Here is a 17,863-nt window from a genome sequence, read left to right as displayed (position 1 = left end):
TCGACGCAGATCGGCGGGGTGACCGCAGCACCCCGCGACCCTGAGCTGCAGGACCAGGGGCGGATCCGGGGGTTCCCCGATGCCGGCGGGACGTCGCCGGGCGCAGGCTCGTGTCATGACCGAGAACGTCCAGACCGAGACCGTCCAGACCGAGACCCCGACCCCCACCCCGGGCACCGAGAACGTGCGCCCGCCGTTGCGACGGAGCCGCAGCGACCTCTGGCTCGGCGGCGTCAGCGGCGGGCTGGCCCGGCACACCGGGATCGACGTGCTGCTCTGGCGGCTCGGGTTCGTCGCGCTCACGTTCGCCGGTGGCGCCGGGTTCTTCCTCTACCTGGCGCTGTGGCTGCTGATGCCGGTCGCGCCCGCCGGCCCCACCGACCGCACGAACGTGCTCGACGAGTGGGTCGAGCGGCTCCGCGCCCGCTTCACCCGGCCGAAGACGGACATCGCGCGTTGATCATCGGCGAACGGCTGGGTGACACGCCGCCGGGCGCAGCCGTTCGCCGATGATCAACTGGAGCCGAGCAGGCCGCGGGCGGCGGCGAGGGCGACCGCCTCGGTGCGGCCGGAGGCGCCGAGCTTGGCCAGGATGTTGCTGACGTGCACGCTGGCGGTCTTCTCGCTGATGAAGAGCTCCGCCCCGATCTGCCGGTTGGTGCGGCCCCGCGCGACCAGCGCCAGCACCTCCGTCTCGCGTGGGGTGAAGACGGTCGTCGCGATGGTCAGCACCCCGGGGAGCTCCAGCCGCCCCCGGCGGGCCAGCGCCTCGATCGCCGTCCGCAACGGCACCGCCCCCAGCTGCACAGCCACCTCGTGGGCGGCCGCCAGCTCGGCGGCCGCGCCGGGGCGGTCGTCCACGGCGAGCAGCGCCTCGGCCAGCCGGAACCGGGAGCGCGCCTGCTCGTACACGTGCCCGTAGCCGAACTCCGCGACCGCCTGCCGCCAGAGCTCCACGGCCGCCTCGCCGCGCACCCGGGCCAGCTCGGCTGCCAGCCGCGTCCCCCAGGCGCGCGCCTCGATCCCGAACGGGTACTGCACCTCGGCCGCCGACCGGCCGATCTCGGCCAGCTCCGCGGCCTCCGCGACCCACCGGGCCACGGCCGTCTCGTCCCCGGACCGGCGGGCCGAGGTGGCCGCGTCGGCGACCGCCGCCAGCGCGGTGGCCACCAGCCGCACCGAGGCGAGCCGTTCGTCCCCCCACAGCTCCCGCAGCCGACCATCGGTCCACCGGGCACGCTCCCCCGCCGTCGCGGCGTCCCCGGCCTGGTCGGCCAGCTCGATCTCCGCCGCGACCGTGGCCAGCATCAGCAGCACGTGGTTGTCCCAGCGGGCGGCCGGCCCCTGCGCCCAGCCCAGCCGCTCGGCGGCACGCGGGTCGCCCCGCCCGACCAGCACCAGCAGCCCGTCGGCGCGCACGTGCGCGGCCATGTCGGGCACCCGGGCCAGCGCGTCGGCGGCGGTCAGGCTGCCGTCCCAGTCGCCGAGGACGTACCGGGCCAGCACCTCCAGGTGCCGCAGCTCCGCGCCGTAGAACGACCACTCGACGCCCAGCGCCCGGGCCCGGGCCAACCCTGCCGTGGCGTGCTCCAGCGCCTCGGCCACCTCGCCGGCGTCGTGCGCGGTGACCGCCTGGCTGAACCACACCCGCATCTCGACGTCGGCGTCGCCGGACCGTTCCGCCCGCGCCCGAGCCTCCGCGAAGCGCGCCCGGACAGCGGCCCGGTCACCGGTGCCCGAGCCACGGGCGAGCGAGACCGCGGTGTCGGCCCACGCGCTGTCCAGCCCCAGGGCGTCGGCCGCGGCCAGTGCCTCCTCCGCCGCTGCGTCCGCCTCGGCGACCAGGCCCATGCTGTAGCTGGTGCGGGCGTGGGTCGCCGCCGCCCAGGTGCGCACCACCGAGGGCGGCTGGGCCGGGACCAGCTGCATCGCCGCGCTGCTCTCCCGGTGGGCCTCGGCCGCCTCCTCGATCCGACCGAGCACCTGGGCCGCCGTGTAGTGCACCCGCGCCCGCGCCTCGGGGTCACCGTCGGCGCCCAGCAGCTCCTGGGCCGAGCGGAGCAACGCCACGGCCCGGTGCAGGTCACCGACCGCGCGGGCCGCTGCCGCGGTGTCCAGCAGCACCGCCCACTGCGAGCGGCCGGCCCGCTCGGGCGCGTCGGGCACCGCCGTCCACAGCGCGAGCACCGCCTCCAGGTGCTGCAGCTGCTCGGCCGGTGCGCCCACCCGGCGGGCGGCGTCGGCGGCCTCCAGCGACGCGCTCAGCGCACCGGGCAGGTCGTTGCTCTCCCGCAGGTGGTGGGCCCGTTCGGCCGCCGTGCCCGCCTCCGGCCGGGTGGCCAGGTGCGCGGCGACGGCGGCGTGCAGCCGGACCCGCTCCCCGGGCAGCAGGTCGGCCAGCACTGCCTCCCGCAGCAGCGCGTGCCGGAACCGGTAGCGGCCGTCGTCGGAGACCACCAGCAGGTGGTGGTGCACCGCCTCGGTCAGCGCCTGCTCCGTCTCCTCCGGGCTCTTCCAGGAGACGGCGGCCACCAGCTCGTGCCGCACCTGGCGACCGGCGACGGCGGCCACCCGCAGCACCTGCTGAGCGGCCGGGCTCACCTGCTCCACCCGGGCCAGCAGGACGTCGGACAGCCCACCCGGGAGGACCTCACCGGCCCGCCCCGCGGCGACCAGCTCCTCGGCGTAGAAGGCGTTGCCCTCGGCCCGGGCGACGACGTCCTCGACGGACGCCCTCCCGGCGTCGGCGGCCAGCCGGCGGACCAGCTGCTCCACCTCGGCGTCGGGCAACGGGCCGAGCTGAAGCCGCTCGACCCCGGGCAGCCGGACCAGCTCGGCCAGCAGCGGGCGCAGCGGGTGCCGGCGGTGCAGGTCGTCGGCGCGGTAGGAGGCGACGACGGTGACCGGTTCGTCGACCTGCCGGTCGACCAGCCGGGCCAGCAGGTAGCGAAGCAGGTCCCGGCTGGACCGGTCGGCCCAGTGCAGGTCCTCCAGCACCACCACGAGCGGCTGCTGGACGGCCAGGTCGCCCAGCAGGGCGGCCACCGACTCGAACAGCTGCAGGCGTCCGTCGTCGTCCGGCGGGCGCAGCGCCGACCGCGGCAGCGAGCGGCCCAGGTCGGCAGCCGCGCTGTCGGGCACCACGGCGCCGGGCCGACCGGTGAGCGGACCGGCCAGCACCGGGTGGCGGGCCAGCACCGGCGCCAGCTCCGGGTCGGCGACCACCGGCCGCAGCAGGTCGACGAAGGGCAGGTACGGCAGCCCGACGTCGCCGAGGTCGACGCAGTGCCCGCTGAGCACCCGGGCACCGCGCGCGGTGGCCTGGCGGCCCAGCTCGTCGAGCAGCCGGGTCTTGCCGACCCCCGCGTCACCGGCGACCAGGACGGCGGACGGGCGCCCCTCGACCGCCCGGTCGACGTGCGTCATCAGCCGGGCCAGTTCGCCGGCCCGGCCGATGAGCGGGGGTTCCTCCCAGCGCGGCACGGCGCCGATCGTGGCAGAGACCACCGACAGCGACGCCGGGCCGTTCAGCGGGGCCGCCGCCGGGTGCCGAACCAGGAGCCGCGGCGGCTCCCGTCGCGCCGGGACGCCGCCCGGACCAGCTCCTGCCGGTAGGCGAGCTCTGCTTCCAGTGCCGGGTTCGGGTAGTGCATCGCCATGACCTTCTCCTCGTGTCGTCCGGGTGGGACGAGGAGGACGGTCGTCCTGAGGGGGTGCCCGGCACATCGGACGATCACGCAGTCCTGACCCCGCCCGGGACCGGCCGGCGTCTGAGGGGCCTCAGCCGGGGGTCAGCCCAGCGTGTGCTCGGCGTCCTCGGAGACGGGGAGCGGGCTCGGCCCCGTCCCGACCACGGCCGGTCAGCAGCAGGGCGGTCGCACCCGCGGAACAAAGCGGCGCTGCGCGTGGTCTCATGCACAGCAGATCCCCACGTCGCGGGTGCCCGTACCCGCGCGTGGGCACACGACCAGGACACCGTGCACCGGCGCACGGGCCGACGAGGACCGAGCCACCACCCGCGGAGCTCGGCCCGTGCCCGAGAGGAGCCCCCGTGCCTGACACCGGGACGACGAACGACCTGACCCCGACCGTCTTCGTGCTCTACGGCGCGACCGGCGACCTGGCCCGCCGGATGGTGCTGCCGGCCTTCTTCGAGCTCGCCCAGCACGGGCTGCTGCCCGACGACTGGCGGCTGATCGGCAGCGGCCGTGGCGAGCGCTCCGACGAGGAGTTCGTCGAGCACGTCCGCGGCGCCCTCGAGGAGTTCGGGCCGGACCCGGAGCAGGGCCCGTGGGAGGAGTTCTGCGGCCGGCTGCGGTTCGCCGGCGGCGGCTTCACCGCCGACGACCCGGGTCAGCTGGTCGACGCCGTGGCCGCCGCCCGCAAGGAGCTCGGCGAGGACGCCCAACTGGTGCACTACCTCTCGCTGCCGCCCAAGGCCTTCACCGACTACACCCGCGCCGTGGGCGCGCACGGGCTGGCCGAGGGGTCCCGGGTCGTCTACGAGAAGCCCTTCGGCGACTCCCCGGAGGGCTTCCGCGAACTCGACGGCGTGGTGCACTCGGTGTTCGACGAGGAGCAGGTCTTCCGGATCGACCACTTCCTGGGCAAGGAGGGCACCCAGGACCTGCACGTGGCCCGGTTCGCCAACGGGCTGTTCGAGCACATCTGGAGCCGCGAGCACGTGGCCCAGGTGCAGATCGACGTCCCCGAGGACCTCGACGTCGCCGACCGTGCCGACTTCTACGACGCCACCGGCGCGACCCTGGACATGCTGGTCACCCACCTGTTCCAGGTGGCCGCCGAGGTGGCCATGGAGCCGCCGGTCAGCTTCTCCGCCGACGACATCCTCTCCGCCCGCGAGTCGGTGCTGAAGCACTTCCGCCCGCTGGCTCCGGAGGACGTGGTCCTCGGCCAGTTCGAGGGCTACCGCGAGCTGGACGGCGTCCCCGACGACAGCCAGACCGACACCTTCGTGGCGGCCCGGCTGTTCATCGACTCCGGCCGGTGGCGCGGCGTGCCGTTCCTGCTGCGCACCGGCAAGCGGCTGGCCGACAAGCAGCAGCGGGTCAGCCTGGTGCTGCACCGCCCGAAGGGCCCGGTCCACGAGGTGCCGCCGAACGGGAACGTGATCTCGCTGTCCCTGGCCGGTGCCGGCCAGCTCGACGTGGACATCATGGCCAAGCGGCCCGGCCCGGACCTGGCGATGGCCCCGGCGCGGGTCTCCCTGGACCTGTCGAAGGTGCCCGGTGGCCGGCCGCTGGCGCCCTACGTCTCCCTCATCCACGACGTGCTGGTCGGCGACCGCTCGCTGTTCACCACCAGCGAGGGCCTGGCCCAGACCTGGCGGGCGCTGCAGCCGGTGCTGGACCACCGCCCCGAGGTGCACTCCTACGCCCCGGGTTCGTGGGGTCCGGCGGCGGCCAACGCGCTGGCCGGCGAACACGGCTGGCTGCTGGGCGAGACCGGAGCCTGAGCAAGGACGCAGAACGGCCCCTCTCCTGCAGGAGAGGGGCCGTTCTGCGTTGAGGTCCGGACCGGGCGCTGGTCGCCTCGCGGCGGTTTGCACATCCGCGGCTCCAGCCCCCGACCGGAGTCGGAGCGGTATTCCACGGCGGCAGTTATCTAGTGGAGCCCGGGGACACAGGTCGCCCGGCCCGGACGTCGTCCACCGTACCCGCGCAGTCCGGCCCGACACACGTGGCGAGTGCCTCAGTCGAACCCGCGGTCGTCCTGCTCCACACGGGCGGACGCCGTCGGTGTCCAGTCCCTCGGCGTGCCAGACTGCCGCGCATGAGCGGGGTGGACTTCGACGCGTGGACGGCGCTGGTCGGCGACTCCCCCACCTCGCGCACCGAGTGGGCCGCGGTCGTCGGCGCCTGGTCCGAGCCGCACCGCAGCTACCACGACCTCGCCCACCTCGCGGCGGTGCTGGGCATCGTCGACGAGCTGGCCGGGCACGCCGCCGACCCGGTCGCCGTCCGGCTGGCCGCCTGGTACCACGACGTCGCCTACGACCCGCAGCGCAGCGACAACGAGGAGGTCAGCGCCGCGCGGGCGCGGATCGGCCTGCTCGGGCTGGTGGACGACGCCACGGTCGCCCAGGTCGAGCGGCTGGTGCTGCTCACCGCCGGGCACGACCCCGAGCCGGACGACGCCGACGGCGCGGTGCTCTGCGACGCCGACCTCGCCGTGCTGGCCAGCCCCCCGGCGGCCTACGCCGGTTACGCGTCGGCGGTGCGCGCCGAGTACGGCCACCTCTCCGACGAGGACTTCACCGCCGGCCGGGTCGCCGTGCTGGAGCAGCTGCTGGCCCTGCCGGCGCTGTTCCGGGTGCCCGCGGCGGCCGAGCGGTGGACCGAGCCTGCCCGGGCCAACCTGACCGCCGAGCTCACCTTGCTGCGGGCGCGTTCTTCCTGACCCGCAGGCCGGCGGCGAGCAGCCGCTGGAGCAGCTCCCGGCAGCCCACCGGCTCCGCCCCGGCGGCGACCGCCCGCGCGTAGAGCTCCTCCGGCACGTCGTAGTGGTCACCCTGGAACGCCCGGCGCGGGATCTCCAGGTGCTGCTGGACGAAGGCGTGCAGCTCGTCGTAGTCGGTGTCGCTCACCAGGTGCGACCACCGCCGCCCCCGCCATGGCCACACGGGGGTGTCGATCAGCAGTGCCACCCCGACAGTGTGCCCCGGCTACGGTCTGGGCGTGACTGAGGAGATCCGCTGGGGAGTCGTCGGGCCGGGCCGCATCGCCGAGCAGGTGGTGAAGGACTTCACGCACGTCGACGGCGCGCGGGCGGTCGCCGTCGCCTCCCGCTCGCTGGACCGCGCGCAGGCCTTCGCCGGTCGGCACGGGATCGAGCGGTCGCACGGCTCCTACGCCGAGATCCTGGCCGACCCGGACGTCGACGTCCTGTACATCGCCACCCCGCACCCGCAGCACCACGCCGTCTCGCTCGGCGCGATCCGGGCCGGCAAGGCACTGCTGGTGGAGAAGTCGTTCACCGCGACCGTCGCCGGGGCCACGGAGGTGGTCGACGCAGCGCGCGCGTCCGGCGTCTTCGCGATGGAGGCGATGTGGACGCGGTTCCAGCCGGCCGTCGTCCGGGCGCGGGAGCTGATCGCCGAGGGCGCCATCGGTGAGGTGCGCTCCGTGCAGGCCGACCTGGGCGTGTCCCGCGAGTTCGACCCCACCGACCGGCTGTTCGCCAAGGAGCTCGGCGGCGGTGCCCTCCTCGACCTCGGCGTCTACGTCGTCTCCTTCGCCCAGATGCTGCTCGGTGACCCGGACACCGTGACCGCCACCGGTTCGCTGTTCGAGACCGGCGTCGACGCCGAGTCCTCGCTGCTGCTCGGCTACGCCGACGGCCGCTCGGCCACCCTGATGACCTCGCTGCGCAACGCCCTGCCCGGGCAGGCGCGGGTGTTCGGGACGGCGGGCTGGATCGACGTCCTCCCCCGTTTCCACCACCCGCAGACGATCGTGCTGCACCGGGCCGGGGCGGAGGCGGAGGAGATCACCCTCCCCCAGGTCGGTGGCGGCTACTCCCACGAGCTGATCGAGGTCACCGAGTGCCTGCGGGCCGGGCGGACCGAGAGCACCGTCATGCCGCTGGCGGACACCCTGGCCGTCCAGTCGGTGCTCGAGCAGGCCGCCGGTCAGCTGGGCGTGACCTTCGCCGAGGACCCCGCCGCCCTCTGACGGCTCGGCGTCTTGGGCGGTGGCTTGGGCGGCCAGGCCGCACCGCTGGCCTGGGCCATCGTCGGCACCCGGGTGTGCGTGCCCCCGGTGGCCCGGACCGCGTCGGCGAAGGTGACCGCGTCGACGGTGGCCGCGCCGCCGGGGTCGTTGTTGAAGTAGACGAGCACGTCGTCGTCGCCGTAGGTCTCCGCCAGCCGCTGCGCCCACAGCTGCAGCGTCTCCGGCCGGTAGCCCCACCCGTGCTCGCCGGTGTGCAGCCGTAGGTAGCCCCACTCGGCGGTGCGCCACAGCGGCGCGATCGGCTGCTCGGCGCGGTCGGCCCAGCACAGCGCGGCCTGGTACCGCTCGAGCAGGCCGCGGACCTCGTCGGTCCACCAGCTCTCGTGCCGGGGCTCCACCGCGACGCGGGTGCCCGCCGGGAACTGGCCGAGGCACTCGCTGAGCAGGTCGACGTCGGCCTTGAGCGTGGGCGGCAGCTGCAGCAGGACGACGTCCAGCCGGTCGCCGAGGCCGGCCACCCGGTCCATCAGCCGGGACACCGGCTCGGCCGGCTCACGCAGCCGCTTGAGGTGGGTGAGGAAGCGGGAGGCCTTCACCGCCCACCGGTAGTCCGGCGGGGTGCGATCGCGCCAGCGCTCGAAGGTGGCCTGCTCGGGCAGCCGGTAGAAGGCGTTGTTGCTCTCGACGGTGGCGAAGTGCTCGGCGTGGTGCTCCAGCCAGAGTCGCTGCGGCAGCACCGGCGGATAGAAGCGGCTCCGCCAGTCGCGGTACTGCCAGCCCGACGTCCCGATGATCACCGTCACCGCAGCCGCCTACCCTGCTCGACCATGAGCGACTCCCCGGCGCGCTTCAAGGACCTCTGCCTGGACGCCGTCGACCACCAGGCGCTGGCCAACGCGTGACCGAGCCGCTGCGCGACCTGGTCGCCACCCGGCTGACGGCACTGTGCCTGAACCGGCGCGGCCGTCCCCGCGGCCTCACGTTCGACGACCACGTCGTGCGCGGCGGGCTGATCCTCGACCTGGCGATCGGTGGGGCACTGACCCTGACCGACGACGCGGTGGAGATGGACCACCAGCGAGCAGCCGCGATCGGCCTGGCCGACGTCGCCGCGCAGGCCGACGAGGGCGACGGTTCGCTGCAGGACTGGCTGGACTGGGGTGCGCCGGGCTTCGACGAGTGGGTCGGCCGGCTGGTGTTGGCCGGGGTCTGGCAGTTGCGCCCGTGGTCACCACTGCGGCCGTTCCGCAGCTACGACGACGGCGACCCGGCTCGCACGGAAGCCGACCGGGCCCGGGGCCGGACCGGCGAGCCCGACGCGGATGCGAGTCAGCAGACGCTCGCCGTCCTGGCGGTGGGCAAGGTCAGCGCGCTGAGCGGGAAGCTCGGCGAGCCGCCGTCCTGGGTGCTGGCCGGACTCGGCGAGGCACAGTGGGCCGCGGAACTCGTGGTCGACCGGCTCACCGAGCTGCGGACGCAGATGCGCTCGAACGGCCACGACCTCGACGGCCCCGCGATCGGCGACCCGGGGTAGGTGCGGGCGACCACGGAGGTGGTCGCCGGCGCCCGACCCACGGCGCTGACGATCATGGAGTCAGCGGGCCGACATGCCGAGCGACAGCGGCGGGTCGCCACCGCAGACCCATGATCGTCGGGGAGATCAGGCCAGAACGCCGACAGGGGCGGCCCCGCGAGTGCGGGACCGCCCCTGCCGGGCAGTGCTGGTGGTGCAGTGCTCAGCGGGACGCTGAGCGGTGCGGACTCAGAAGTCCATGCCGCCCATGCCGCCGTCGCCGCCACCGGCCATGGCCGGGGCGTTCTTCTCCGGCTTGTCGGCGATGACGGCCTCGGTGGTGAGGAAGAGCGCCGCGATGGAGGCGGCGTTCTGCAGCGCCGAGCGGGTGACCTTGGCCGGGTCGATGATGCCGGCCGCGATCAGGTCCACGTACTCGCCGGTGGCGGCGTTGAGGCCCCAGCCGGTCTCGGAGTTGCGGACCTTCTCCGCCACGACGCCGCCCTCGAGGCCGGCGTTGATGGCGATCTGCTTCAGCGGGGCCTCGAGCGCGACGCGCACGATGTTGGCACCGGTCGCCTCGTCACCCTCGAGCTCGAGCTTGTCGAACGCGACGGCCGTGGCCTGCGCGAGAGCGACGCCACCACCGGCGACGATGCCCTCCTCGACGGCGGCCTTGGCGTTGCGCACCGCGTCCTCGATGCGGTGCTTGCGCTCCTTGAGCTCGACCTCGGTCGCGGCGCCGGCCTTGATGACGGCGACGCCACCGGCCAGCTTGGCCAGGCGCTCCTGCAGCTTCTCGCGGTCGTAGTCGGAGTCCGACTTCTCGATCTCGGCGCGGATCTGGTTGACGCGACCCTGGATCTGGTCGGCGTCACCCGAGCCCTCGATGATGGTCGTCTCGTCCTTGGTGGTGACGAACTTGCGCGCCCGGCCCAGCAGCGACAGATCGGCGGTGTCCAGCTTGAGGCCGACCTCCTCGCTGATGACCTGACCACCGGTGAGGATCGCGATGTCGCCCAGCATGGCCTTGCGACGGTCGCCGAAGCCGGGGGCCTTGACGGCGACCGACTTGAAGGTGCCGCGGATCTTGTTGACCACCAGGGTCGCGAGGGCCTCGCCCTCGACGTCCTCGGCGATGATCGCCAGCGGCTTGCCGGACTGCATGACCTTCTCCAGCAGCGGGAGCAGGTCCTTGACCGTGGAGATCTTGCTGTTGACGACCAGGATGTACGGGTCGTCGAGCACGGTCTCCATACGGTCGGTGTCGGTCACGAAGTAGGCCGACAGGTGACCCTTGTCGAAGCGCATGCCCTCGGTGAGCTCGAGCTCGAGGCCGAAGGTGTTGCTCTCCTCGACGGTGATGACACCTTCCTTGCCGACCTTGTCCATCGCCTCGGCGATGAGCTCGCCGATGGCGGGGTCAGCGGCGGAGATCGAGGCGGTGGCCGCGATCTGCTCCTTGGTCTCGACGTCCTTGGCGGTCGAGAGGAGGTACTCCGAGACCGAGGCGACGGCCTTCTCGATGCCCTTCTTCAGGGCCATCGGGTTGGCGCCGGCGGCGACGTTGCGCAGCCCCTCGCGGACGAGGGCCTGAGCCAGCACGGTGGCGGTGGTGGTGCCGTCACCTGCGACGTCGTCGGTCTTCTTGGCGACCTCCTTGACCAGCTCGGCCCCGATCTTCTCGTACGGGTCCTCGAGCTCGATCTCCTTGGCGATGCTCACACCATCGTTGGTGATGGTGGGGGCGCCCCACTTCTTCTCCAGGACGACGTTGCGGCCCTTGGGGCCAAGCGTCACCTTGACGGCGTCGGCGAGGGTGTTCATGCCCCGCTCGAGTCCGCGGCGCGCCTCTTCGTCGAACGCGATCATCTTGGCCATGTGGTGATGTCCTCCATGCGTGGATCGCTGGCTGGTCAGGTCCGGCGCCCGCGACGGACGACACCGGTGCTGCGAACGCTCCTGCGGTCCGCGTCCCGGTGCCTCACCGTTCCGACCTGGCTGGCACTCGGGTAGCCCGAGTGCCAGCCCAAAGTCTGGCACTCGCCCCAGGCGAGTGCAAGAAGGGGGGGTGGGAGCGCCCGCCCCGGGACGCAGCGAGGCCCGGCCCCCGACCGGGGACCGGGCCTCGTGGTGCTGACCGGATCAGGCGCTCTGGACGGCGTCCGCCTGCGGGCCCTTGTCGCCCTGGACGACCTCGAAGCTGACCCGCTGGCCCTCTTCGAGGCTCTTGTACCCGTCCATCTGGATGGCCGAGTAGTGGACGAAGACGTCCTGGCCGCCGTCGACGGCGATGAAGCCGAAGCCCTTCTCGGCGTTGAACCACTTCACGGTGCCCTGTGCCACGTGTGCTCCCACGTTCAGTGCGTGCGGACGGCCCCTTGAGACTCGAGGGGCCGGGGTCTCGCTCTTCCGCCCGCCGAACACGAACGTGGAACTCGAACCGCGCGGAACGGTACAGCAGGGGGTGTCCCAGGTCACGGCCCTGACCACGCCATACACCCGTCCGAGTGCTGCCGCGGCTGCGTTCCGGGCCCCGGCAGGGGCCCCCTCCCTCAGGCGATGAGTCCGGCCTCGCGCAGCGACTTCAGCGACGGCTGCACGTGGTGCGAGGGGCCGACCACCGGCAGCAGCGGGTCGAGGGTCTTCAGCCCCTCGCCGGTGTTGAGGACGACGACCTCCTTCGTGGGGTCGATCAGCCCCTTCTCCACCAGCTGCCGCAGCACCGCGGTGGTCACGCCACCAGCGGTCTCGGCGAACACACCGGTCGTGCGGGCCAGGTCCCGGATGCCCTGCACGATCTCGTCGTCCCCGACCCGGCCGACCGAGCCGCCGGTGCGCCGGATGGCATCCAGCGCGTACGGGCCGTCCGCAGGGTTGCCGATGTTCAGCGACTTGGCGATCCCGGTGGGCTTGACCGGCTTGACGACGTCCCAGCCGTTGTCGAACGCGGTGGCGATCGGGTCGCAGCCGGCGGACTGGGCGCCGAAGACCTTCCACTCGGTGTCGGCGACGATGCCGGCCGCGACCAGCTCCCGCCAGGCCTTGTCGACCTTGGTGAGCAGCGAGCCCGAGGCCATCGGGATGACCACCTGGGCCGGGATCCGCCAGCCCAGCTGCTCGGCGATCTCGTAGCCCATCGTCTTGGAACCCTCGGCGTAGTACGGCCGGACGTTCTGGTTGACGAAGGCGGTGTCCTCGAACTCGTCGGTCTCGGCGAGCTCGCTGGTCAGCCGGTTGACGTCGTCGTAGGACCCGTCGACGGCGACCAGCGCCTGCCCGTAGACCGCCGACTGGGTGATCTTGCCGGGCTCGAGGTCGCTGGGCACGAACACGAAGGAGGGCAGCCCCATCCGCGCGGCGTGCGCGGCGACGGAGTTGGCCAGGTTGCCGGTGGAGGCACAGGCGATCTTGGTGTAGCCGAAGCTCTTGGCCGCGGTGGCGGCCAGGCTCACCACCCGGTCCTTGAAGGAGTGGGTGGGGTTGGCCGAGTCGTCCTTCACCCAGAGCCCACCGGTGAGGCCGAGCTCGGCGGCCAGCCGGTCGGCGCGCACCAGCGGGGTCATGCCCGGGTCGAGGCTGACCCGGGAGGCCGGGTCGTGCCCCACCGGGAGCAGGGCGACGTACCGCCAGATGTTCTGCGGCCCGGCCTCGATCTCCTCGCGGGTCACCGCGCGCATGAGCTCGGGGTCGTAGTCGACCTCGAGCGGGCCGAAGCACTCCGCGCAGGCGTGCTCGGCGATGAGCCCGAAGGTGGCGCCGCAGTTGCGACAGACCAGGCCACGGGCCGGGTTGGGGGAGATCTGTCCACCGGCGGTGGAGTCTGCCTGGGCGGAACCGGGAGCGGTCAGGGTCATTCGACGACTACCTCCTCATCTTCCCCGCGCCGGGCCGTCGAGCCGCGCGGGACGGAATTGGCACCTCACGCTGCGCATACGCGCAGACCGCGGTTGCCGGGGCTTCAACGGGCCGTGTCCCTCTGCCCCTCTGGATGAGTGGAACGCACGTCACTCTACCCGGGGGCCGCCCGCCCGCGACGCACCGCCAGGATGGGCCGGTGGCCACCCGCATCGTCTACACCGACCTGGACGGCACCATGGTGGGGCCGCGCGGCTCCTTCTGGCACACCGCCGACCGAGAGCTGACCGCCTCCCCCGCCGCCGCGCTGCTCGAACTGCACCGGGCCGGTGTCGCACTGGTGCTGGTCAGCGGCCGCACCCACGCCCAGCTGCTGGAGGCCGGGCGGATCTTCGCCGTCGACGGCGCGATCGCCGAGCTGGGCTCGCTGGTCAGCTGGCACGGCGGCCGGGAGACCCACCTGCTCACCGGCGACCTGCCCGAGCAGTTCGCCGGCCGGACGCCGATGGACGTGCTCGCCGAGCTGGGCGTGGTGGAGCAGCTGATCGCCGCGCACCCCGGGCGGATCGAGTGGCACGAACCCTGGCACGCCACCCACTCCGCCGACGCACTGCTGCGCGGCCGGGTGGACGCCGCTGCGGTCGACCGCTGGCTGATCGAACGCGGCTGGGGCTGGCTGACCATGAACGACAACGGCGCGGTGCCGGCCACCCCGCGGATGACGCTGGACGCCGACGCCCTGCCACCGCACGTCTACCACCTGATGCCGCGCGGGATCTCCAAGGGCGCCGCGATCACCTGGGACCTCACCCGCCGCGGCCTGACCGCCTCCGACGCCGTGGCCGTCGGCGACAGCGTGAGCGACCTGGAGATGGCCCCGGCGGTCGGCCGGCTGTGGGTGACCGCGAACGGCGCGGCCGTGGACGGCATGGCGGCCCGGCTCGACGCCGTCCCCAACGCCGTCGTCACCGACGCCCCGATGGGCGAGGGCTGGGCGCAGGCGGTGCTGGCCTCTCTCGGCTAGCGCGCTGCGTCGCTCAGGAGGTGACGTCCTTGCGGGCGAAGTGGCGGAAGGCCAGCGCGGTGAAGACGGCCGAGTAGACGAGCCCCTGGACCACGCCGCGGAACAGGTCGCCGGAGTCCACCGGGGTCTGCAGCAGGTCGGTCCAGGCGTAGTTGAACGCGGTCGGGAACCAGTCGCGGATCCCGCCCAGCTGCTCGACCTGCTCCAGCACGGCGAACACGACCGTGCTGAACACCGCCCCGCCGACCGCGGCCAGCGGCGCGTCGGTGACCGTGGACAGCCAGAACGCCAGCGTGCCCACCACGAGCAGGTGCACGGCGAGGTAGCCGACCATCCCGGCCAGCCGGAGCAGCGCCGTCCCCTGGTCCAGCGCCACCCCGATCGGGGTCTGCACGTCGCCGAAGCCGAAGGCGATCCCGCCGGCGACCACCGCGACGACGACCAGCAGCACCATCGCGCCGACCGACAGGACCAGGGCGGCCAGCCACTTCTGGCGCAGCAGCCGGGCTCGCGGCACGGGTGTGGCGAGCGCGTAGCGCAGCGACCCCCAGGACGCCTCGCTGGCCACGGTGTCGCCGAAGAACAGCGCGAAGACGACGACCAGGAAGAAGCCGGTGGTGGCGAAGAGGGTGAACAGGGTGAGGTTCAGTCCGCTCGCCGAGGCGACGTCCACCAGGTTGATCCGGCTGTTCTCCTCCGCCTCCTCGGTGCCGCCCAGTTGCAGGGCGCCGATCAGGATCAGCGGCAGCGCCGCCATCAACGCGAAGACGCCGAGGGTGCGGCGGCGCTTGAACTGACGCCGCAGCTCGACGCCCAGCCGCAGCGTCCGCTCCGGCCGGTACCCGGCCGCCGCCCCCGTCGCCTGCGCCTTCGAGTCCACCGAATTGGCCATTCTGGTGGAACCGGGACCTGTCGTGTCCGTGCTCATGACTCCCCCACCAGTGACAGGAACGCGTCCTCCAGCCGGCGGCGCGGGGTGAGCTGGTCGACCCCGATGCCGGCCTCGACCAGCGCGGTCAGCGCGGTCGCGCGGGTCGTCGGGCCGAGGTCGACGACCAGGCCCTCCGAGCTCCGCTCCACCTCGCCGACCCCGGGTAGCCCCGCCAGGACGGCGACTGCCCGGTCGGTGTCGGCCGGGTCGGCGAGCCCGACGAGCACTGCTCCCCCGGTGCCGACGATCTCCTCGACCGTGCCCTGGACGATCTTCTGCCCCTTGGCCATGACCACGACGTGGCTGCAGGTCTGCTCGATCTCCGACAGCAGGTGGCTGGAGATGATCACGGTGCGACCGGTCTCCGCGTAGGACCGGAGCACGTCGCGCATCGCGTGGATCTGGGGCGGGTCCAGCCCGTTGGTGGGCTCGTCGAGCACCAGCAGGTCGGGGAGCCCGAGCATCGCCTGGGCGATCGCCACCCGCTGCCGCATGCCCTGGCTGTAGCTGCGCACCCGCTTGTCCAGGGCCGTGCCCAGCCCGGCGATCTCGATCGCCTCCTCCATGTGCGCGTCGGCCGGCGGACGGCCGGTGGCGGCCCAGTAGAGGGTGAGGTTGTCCCGCCCGCTCAGGTGCGGCTGCAGGCCGGTGCCCTCCACGAACGACCCCAGCCGGGAGAGCACGGGTGCGCCCGGCCCGGCGGCGTGGCCGAACACCTCGATCCGACCCTCGGTCGGGCGGATCAGGCCCATGAGCATCCGCAGCGACGTCGTCTTCCCCGCCCCGTTGGGGCCGAGCAGGCCGAGCACCTGGCCGCGGCGCACCTCGAAGGAGAGGTCCCGGACGGCGACGAACCCGTCCCCGTAGGCCTTGGTCACCCCTTCGAAGCGCAGCGGCACGTCCTCCCCGTCGGGCGCGGAGACCGACACCCGCCGGCGCCGGCGGCGGCCGAGCAGGACGGCGGCCAGCCAGCCCAGCAGCCCGAGGACGGCGAGGACGGCGAGGAGCACCCACCAGCGGGCCGAGCCGGCGGCGGCCTGCACCTCGCCGGGCACCACCGGCGCGGCCAGCGCAGCCCCCTCGGCCAGCCCGACCGTCGACACCTCCGACGACGCGGGCAGGGCGTACGCCTGGTCGGTGGAGGAGACGACCACGCGCATGGTGTGGCCGGCCTCGAACCGGTGGACGATCGCCGGCAGCGTCACCGGTACCTCGGTCGGGGCGGCCGGGTCAGTGGAGATCCCGGTGAGCTCCAGCGGCGCGACCAGTCCGCTGGGCAGCGTCGTCGTGCCGTCGGGCGCGACGTCGTAGAGCTTGGCGAACATCGTCGCCGTCCCGTCCGGTGCCGACACGGCGAGGGTGGTGGTCGGCGCCCCGACCACCTCCACGGCCTCGGTGAGCTCCGGGCTCTCGAAGGCGGCGAACTGCCCCGGGATCTCCAGCGTGGTCCCGGCGAGCGCGGCGCCGACAGAGCCGAGACCGGGGATGGTGGTGAGCGCGGCCGGGCTGCCGCCGGCCGGCGTGACCACCGGCTGGGTGGGGCCGGCCAGCTCGACCGCCCGGCTCTCGACGGGCTCGCCGTCGGCCAGGCCGGGGTACTCGTCGACGGAGACCGTCTGCGAGCCGCCCTGGACCCGCCCGACCCCGCTGCCCAGGCCGGTGGGGGCCGGGTAGCGGAAACCGCCGGTGTCGCCGTCGGCGCCATCGAGGTGGACGTCGAACCAGGCGGCGACCTCGTCCCGCAGCTCCGCGGTCACCCGGCCAGAAGGCGAGGCGTCGTGGCCGCCGGCGAACCAGACCATCCGCACGTCGGTGCCGTTGGCGGCGACCCCCCGGGCGTTGGCGTCGGCCTCGCCCAGCCCGAACAGCGAGTCCTGGGTGCCCTGCAGCAGCAGCGTGGGCGCGGTGATCCGGTCGAGCACGCCCGCCGGGCTGCTCCGCTCCAGGACGGCGGCGACCTCGGGGCTGAGCTCGCCGGTCGAGGCCGCGGTCTCGTAGGCCGCGCAGATGTCGGCCCGGAAGCGCCCGCAGGTCAGCGCCTGCACGGCGGCCGGGTCGAGGCCATCGGCCAGGGACGCGGCACCGTCGCCACCGGCCCCGGGGCGCCCGTCGCCGGTGGGCAGCGACCCGCTGCCGAAGAACAACCCGGCCCAGGTCCGCTTGAACACCCCGGCGTCATCGGTGCGCGGCACATCGGCGGGGGTGCCGGCGCCGACGACGGCGGCCTGGTCGGGGAAGAAGGCCGTGGTCAGCGAGTTCCAGGTGATCTGCGGCGCGATCGCGTCGATCCGCTCGTCGTAGGCGGCCGCCAGCAGCGAGACCGCGCCACCGTAGGAGGCGCCGGCCACACCGACCCGCGGGTCCCCGGGGCCGTCGAGGACGACGTCGTCCCGCGTCGCGAGCAGGTCGATCAGGGTGCTGACGTCGGCCACCTCGTAGCGCGGGTCGTTGAGGCCGATCTGCCCGCTGCTGGTGCCGAAGCCCCGCGCGGACCAGGTCAGCACCACGAACCCGCGGCGGGCCAGCACGCGCGCGTCGGCCGCGACCGACTGCTTGCTGCCGCCGAAGCCGTGGGCCAGCAGCACGGCCGGCGCGGGGCCGCCCGCAGGGGGCAGGTACAGCGTGGTGTCCAGCTCCACGGCGTCGGCGCCCGCACCGGAGGGGACCCGCGCCTCCTCGGTGGTCACGGCCTCGGCGGCCCGGGCAGGCTGGTCGGTGCCGGCGAGGACGACGGCGAGGACGGGCAGGGCGAGCAGGAGGACGATCAGGGCGGCGAGCACCGGCTGGGCGCCGAGGCGCGAGCCGATCCGCGCCGGCCCGGGAGCGGTGCGCACGTGGGCGGC

General features: G+C 73.9%; 15 protein-coding genes and 1 riboswitch. Of the genes, 6 read left to right on the top strand and 9 right to left on the bottom strand.

What is annotated here, in order from left to right; translation table 11 throughout:
* The first annotated feature begins 115 nt into the window (after nt 1-115).
* Nucleotides 116-460, top strand: a complete 345-nt coding sequence (locus O2V63_RS01400) for a PspC domain-containing protein (RefSeq protein WP_269165782.1) — start codon at nt 116-118, stop codon at nt 458-460.
* 53 nt (nt 461-513) lie between these two features.
* Here O2V63_RS01400 and O2V63_RS01395 read toward each other — a convergent pair whose 3' ends face one another.
* Nucleotides 514-3,483, bottom strand: coding sequence for a helix-turn-helix transcriptional regulator (locus tag O2V63_RS01395; RefSeq protein WP_269165781.1), 2,970 nt, complete (start codon nt 3,481-3,483; stop codon nt 514-516).
* Nucleotides 3,484-3,527: 44 nt separating this feature from the next.
* Nucleotides 3,528-3,659, bottom strand: a complete 132-nt coding sequence (locus O2V63_RS01390) for a hypothetical protein (protein WP_269165780.1) — start codon at nt 3,657-3,659, stop codon at nt 3,528-3,530.
* A gap of 392 nt (nt 3,660-4,051) precedes the next feature.
* Between O2V63_RS01390 and O2V63_RS01385 the strand changes: the two genes are divergently transcribed.
* Nucleotides 4,052-5,476: a glucose-6-phosphate dehydrogenase gene (locus O2V63_RS01385; protein ID WP_269165779.1), complete on the top strand. Its 1,425-nt coding sequence runs from the start codon at nt 4,052-4,054 to the stop codon at nt 5,474-5,476.
* Nucleotides 5,477-5,793: 317 nt separating this feature from the next.
* Entirely contained in the window at nt 5,794-6,420 is a 627-nt protein-coding gene (locus O2V63_RS01380) for an HD domain-containing protein (RefSeq protein WP_269165778.1), read from the top strand.
* Here O2V63_RS01380 and O2V63_RS01375 read toward each other — a convergent pair.
* Nucleotides 6,392-6,667, bottom strand: a complete 276-nt coding sequence (locus O2V63_RS01375; protein WP_269165777.1) for a DUF4031 domain-containing protein — start codon at nt 6,665-6,667, stop codon at nt 6,392-6,394. The genes O2V63_RS01380 and O2V63_RS01375 overlap by 29 nt on opposite strands.
* A 31-nt stretch (nt 6,668-6,698) precedes the next feature.
* On the opposite strand from O2V63_RS01375, the gene O2V63_RS01370 reads away from it, so the two are divergent.
* A complete protein-coding gene (locus O2V63_RS01370) occupies nt 6,699-7,694 on the top strand; it encodes a Gfo/Idh/MocA family protein (protein ID WP_269165776.1) in 996 nt (331 codons plus the stop codon).
* Here O2V63_RS01370 and O2V63_RS01365 read toward each other — a convergent pair.
* Complete coding sequence (locus tag O2V63_RS01365; RefSeq protein ID WP_269165775.1) at nt 7,652-8,497, bottom strand: DUF72 domain-containing protein; 846 nt, start codon at nt 8,495-8,497, stop codon at nt 7,652-7,654. The genes O2V63_RS01370 and O2V63_RS01365 overlap by 43 nt on opposite strands.
* Before the next feature lie 95 nt (nt 8,498-8,592).
* On the opposite strand from O2V63_RS01365, the gene O2V63_RS01360 reads away from it, so the two are divergent.
* Nucleotides 8,593-9,228: a hypothetical protein gene (locus O2V63_RS01360; protein WP_269165774.1), complete on the top strand. Its 636-nt coding sequence runs from the start codon at nt 8,593-8,595 to the stop codon at nt 9,226-9,228.
* Nucleotides 9,229-9,456: 228 nt separating this feature from the next.
* Here the strand turns inward: O2V63_RS01360 and groL are convergent, their stop codons facing one another.
* From groL to thrC, 3 genes are all read right to left on the bottom strand, one after another.
* Nucleotides 9,457-11,088: a chaperonin GroEL gene (gene groL / locus O2V63_RS01355; RefSeq protein WP_036334655.1), complete on the bottom strand. Its 1,632-nt coding sequence runs from the start codon at nt 11,086-11,088 to the stop codon at nt 9,457-9,459.
* 264 nt (nt 11,089-11,352) lie between these two features.
* On the bottom strand, nt 11,353-11,553 hold the full coding sequence (locus O2V63_RS01350; RefSeq protein WP_036334654.1) for a cold-shock protein: 201 nt from the start codon (nt 11,551-11,553) through the stop codon (nt 11,353-11,355).
* A 209-nt stretch (nt 11,554-11,762) separates the two neighbouring features.
* Entirely contained in the window at nt 11,763-13,064 is a 1,302-nt protein-coding gene (thrC, locus tag O2V63_RS01345) for a threonine synthase (RefSeq protein WP_269165773.1), read from the bottom strand.
* Nucleotides 13,065-13,076: 12 nt separating this feature from the next.
* A riboswitch (SAM riboswitch) is annotated at nt 13,077-13,205 on the bottom strand.
* 59 nt (nt 13,206-13,264) lie between these two features.
* Here thrC and O2V63_RS01340 point away from each other — a divergent pair.
* Nucleotides 13,265-14,089, top strand: coding sequence for an HAD family hydrolase (locus O2V63_RS01340; protein WP_269165772.1), 825 nt, complete (start codon nt 13,265-13,267; stop codon nt 14,087-14,089).
* Between the two features lie 13 nt (nt 14,090-14,102).
* Here the strand turns inward: O2V63_RS01340 and O2V63_RS01335 are convergent, their stop codons facing one another.
* Both O2V63_RS01335 and O2V63_RS01330 read right to left on the bottom strand, forming a co-directional pair.
* Nucleotides 14,103-14,969, bottom strand: a complete 867-nt coding sequence (locus O2V63_RS01335) for an ABC transporter permease (protein ID WP_269165771.1) — start codon at nt 14,967-14,969, stop codon at nt 14,103-14,105.
* A 44-nt stretch (nt 14,970-15,013) separates the two neighbouring features.
* On the bottom strand, nt 15,014-17,854 hold the full coding sequence (locus O2V63_RS01330) for an alpha/beta fold hydrolase (protein ID WP_269165770.1): 2,841 nt from the start codon (nt 17,852-17,854) through the stop codon (nt 15,014-15,016).
* Nucleotides 17,855-17,863 lie beyond the last annotated feature (9 nt).

This window comes from Modestobacter sp. VKM Ac-2977 (assembly GCF_026968045.1).
Classification (GTDB): domain Bacteria; phylum Actinomycetota; class Actinomycetes; order Mycobacteriales; family Geodermatophilaceae; genus Modestobacter.
This window is presented reverse-complemented; position numbering and strand designations above follow the sequence as displayed.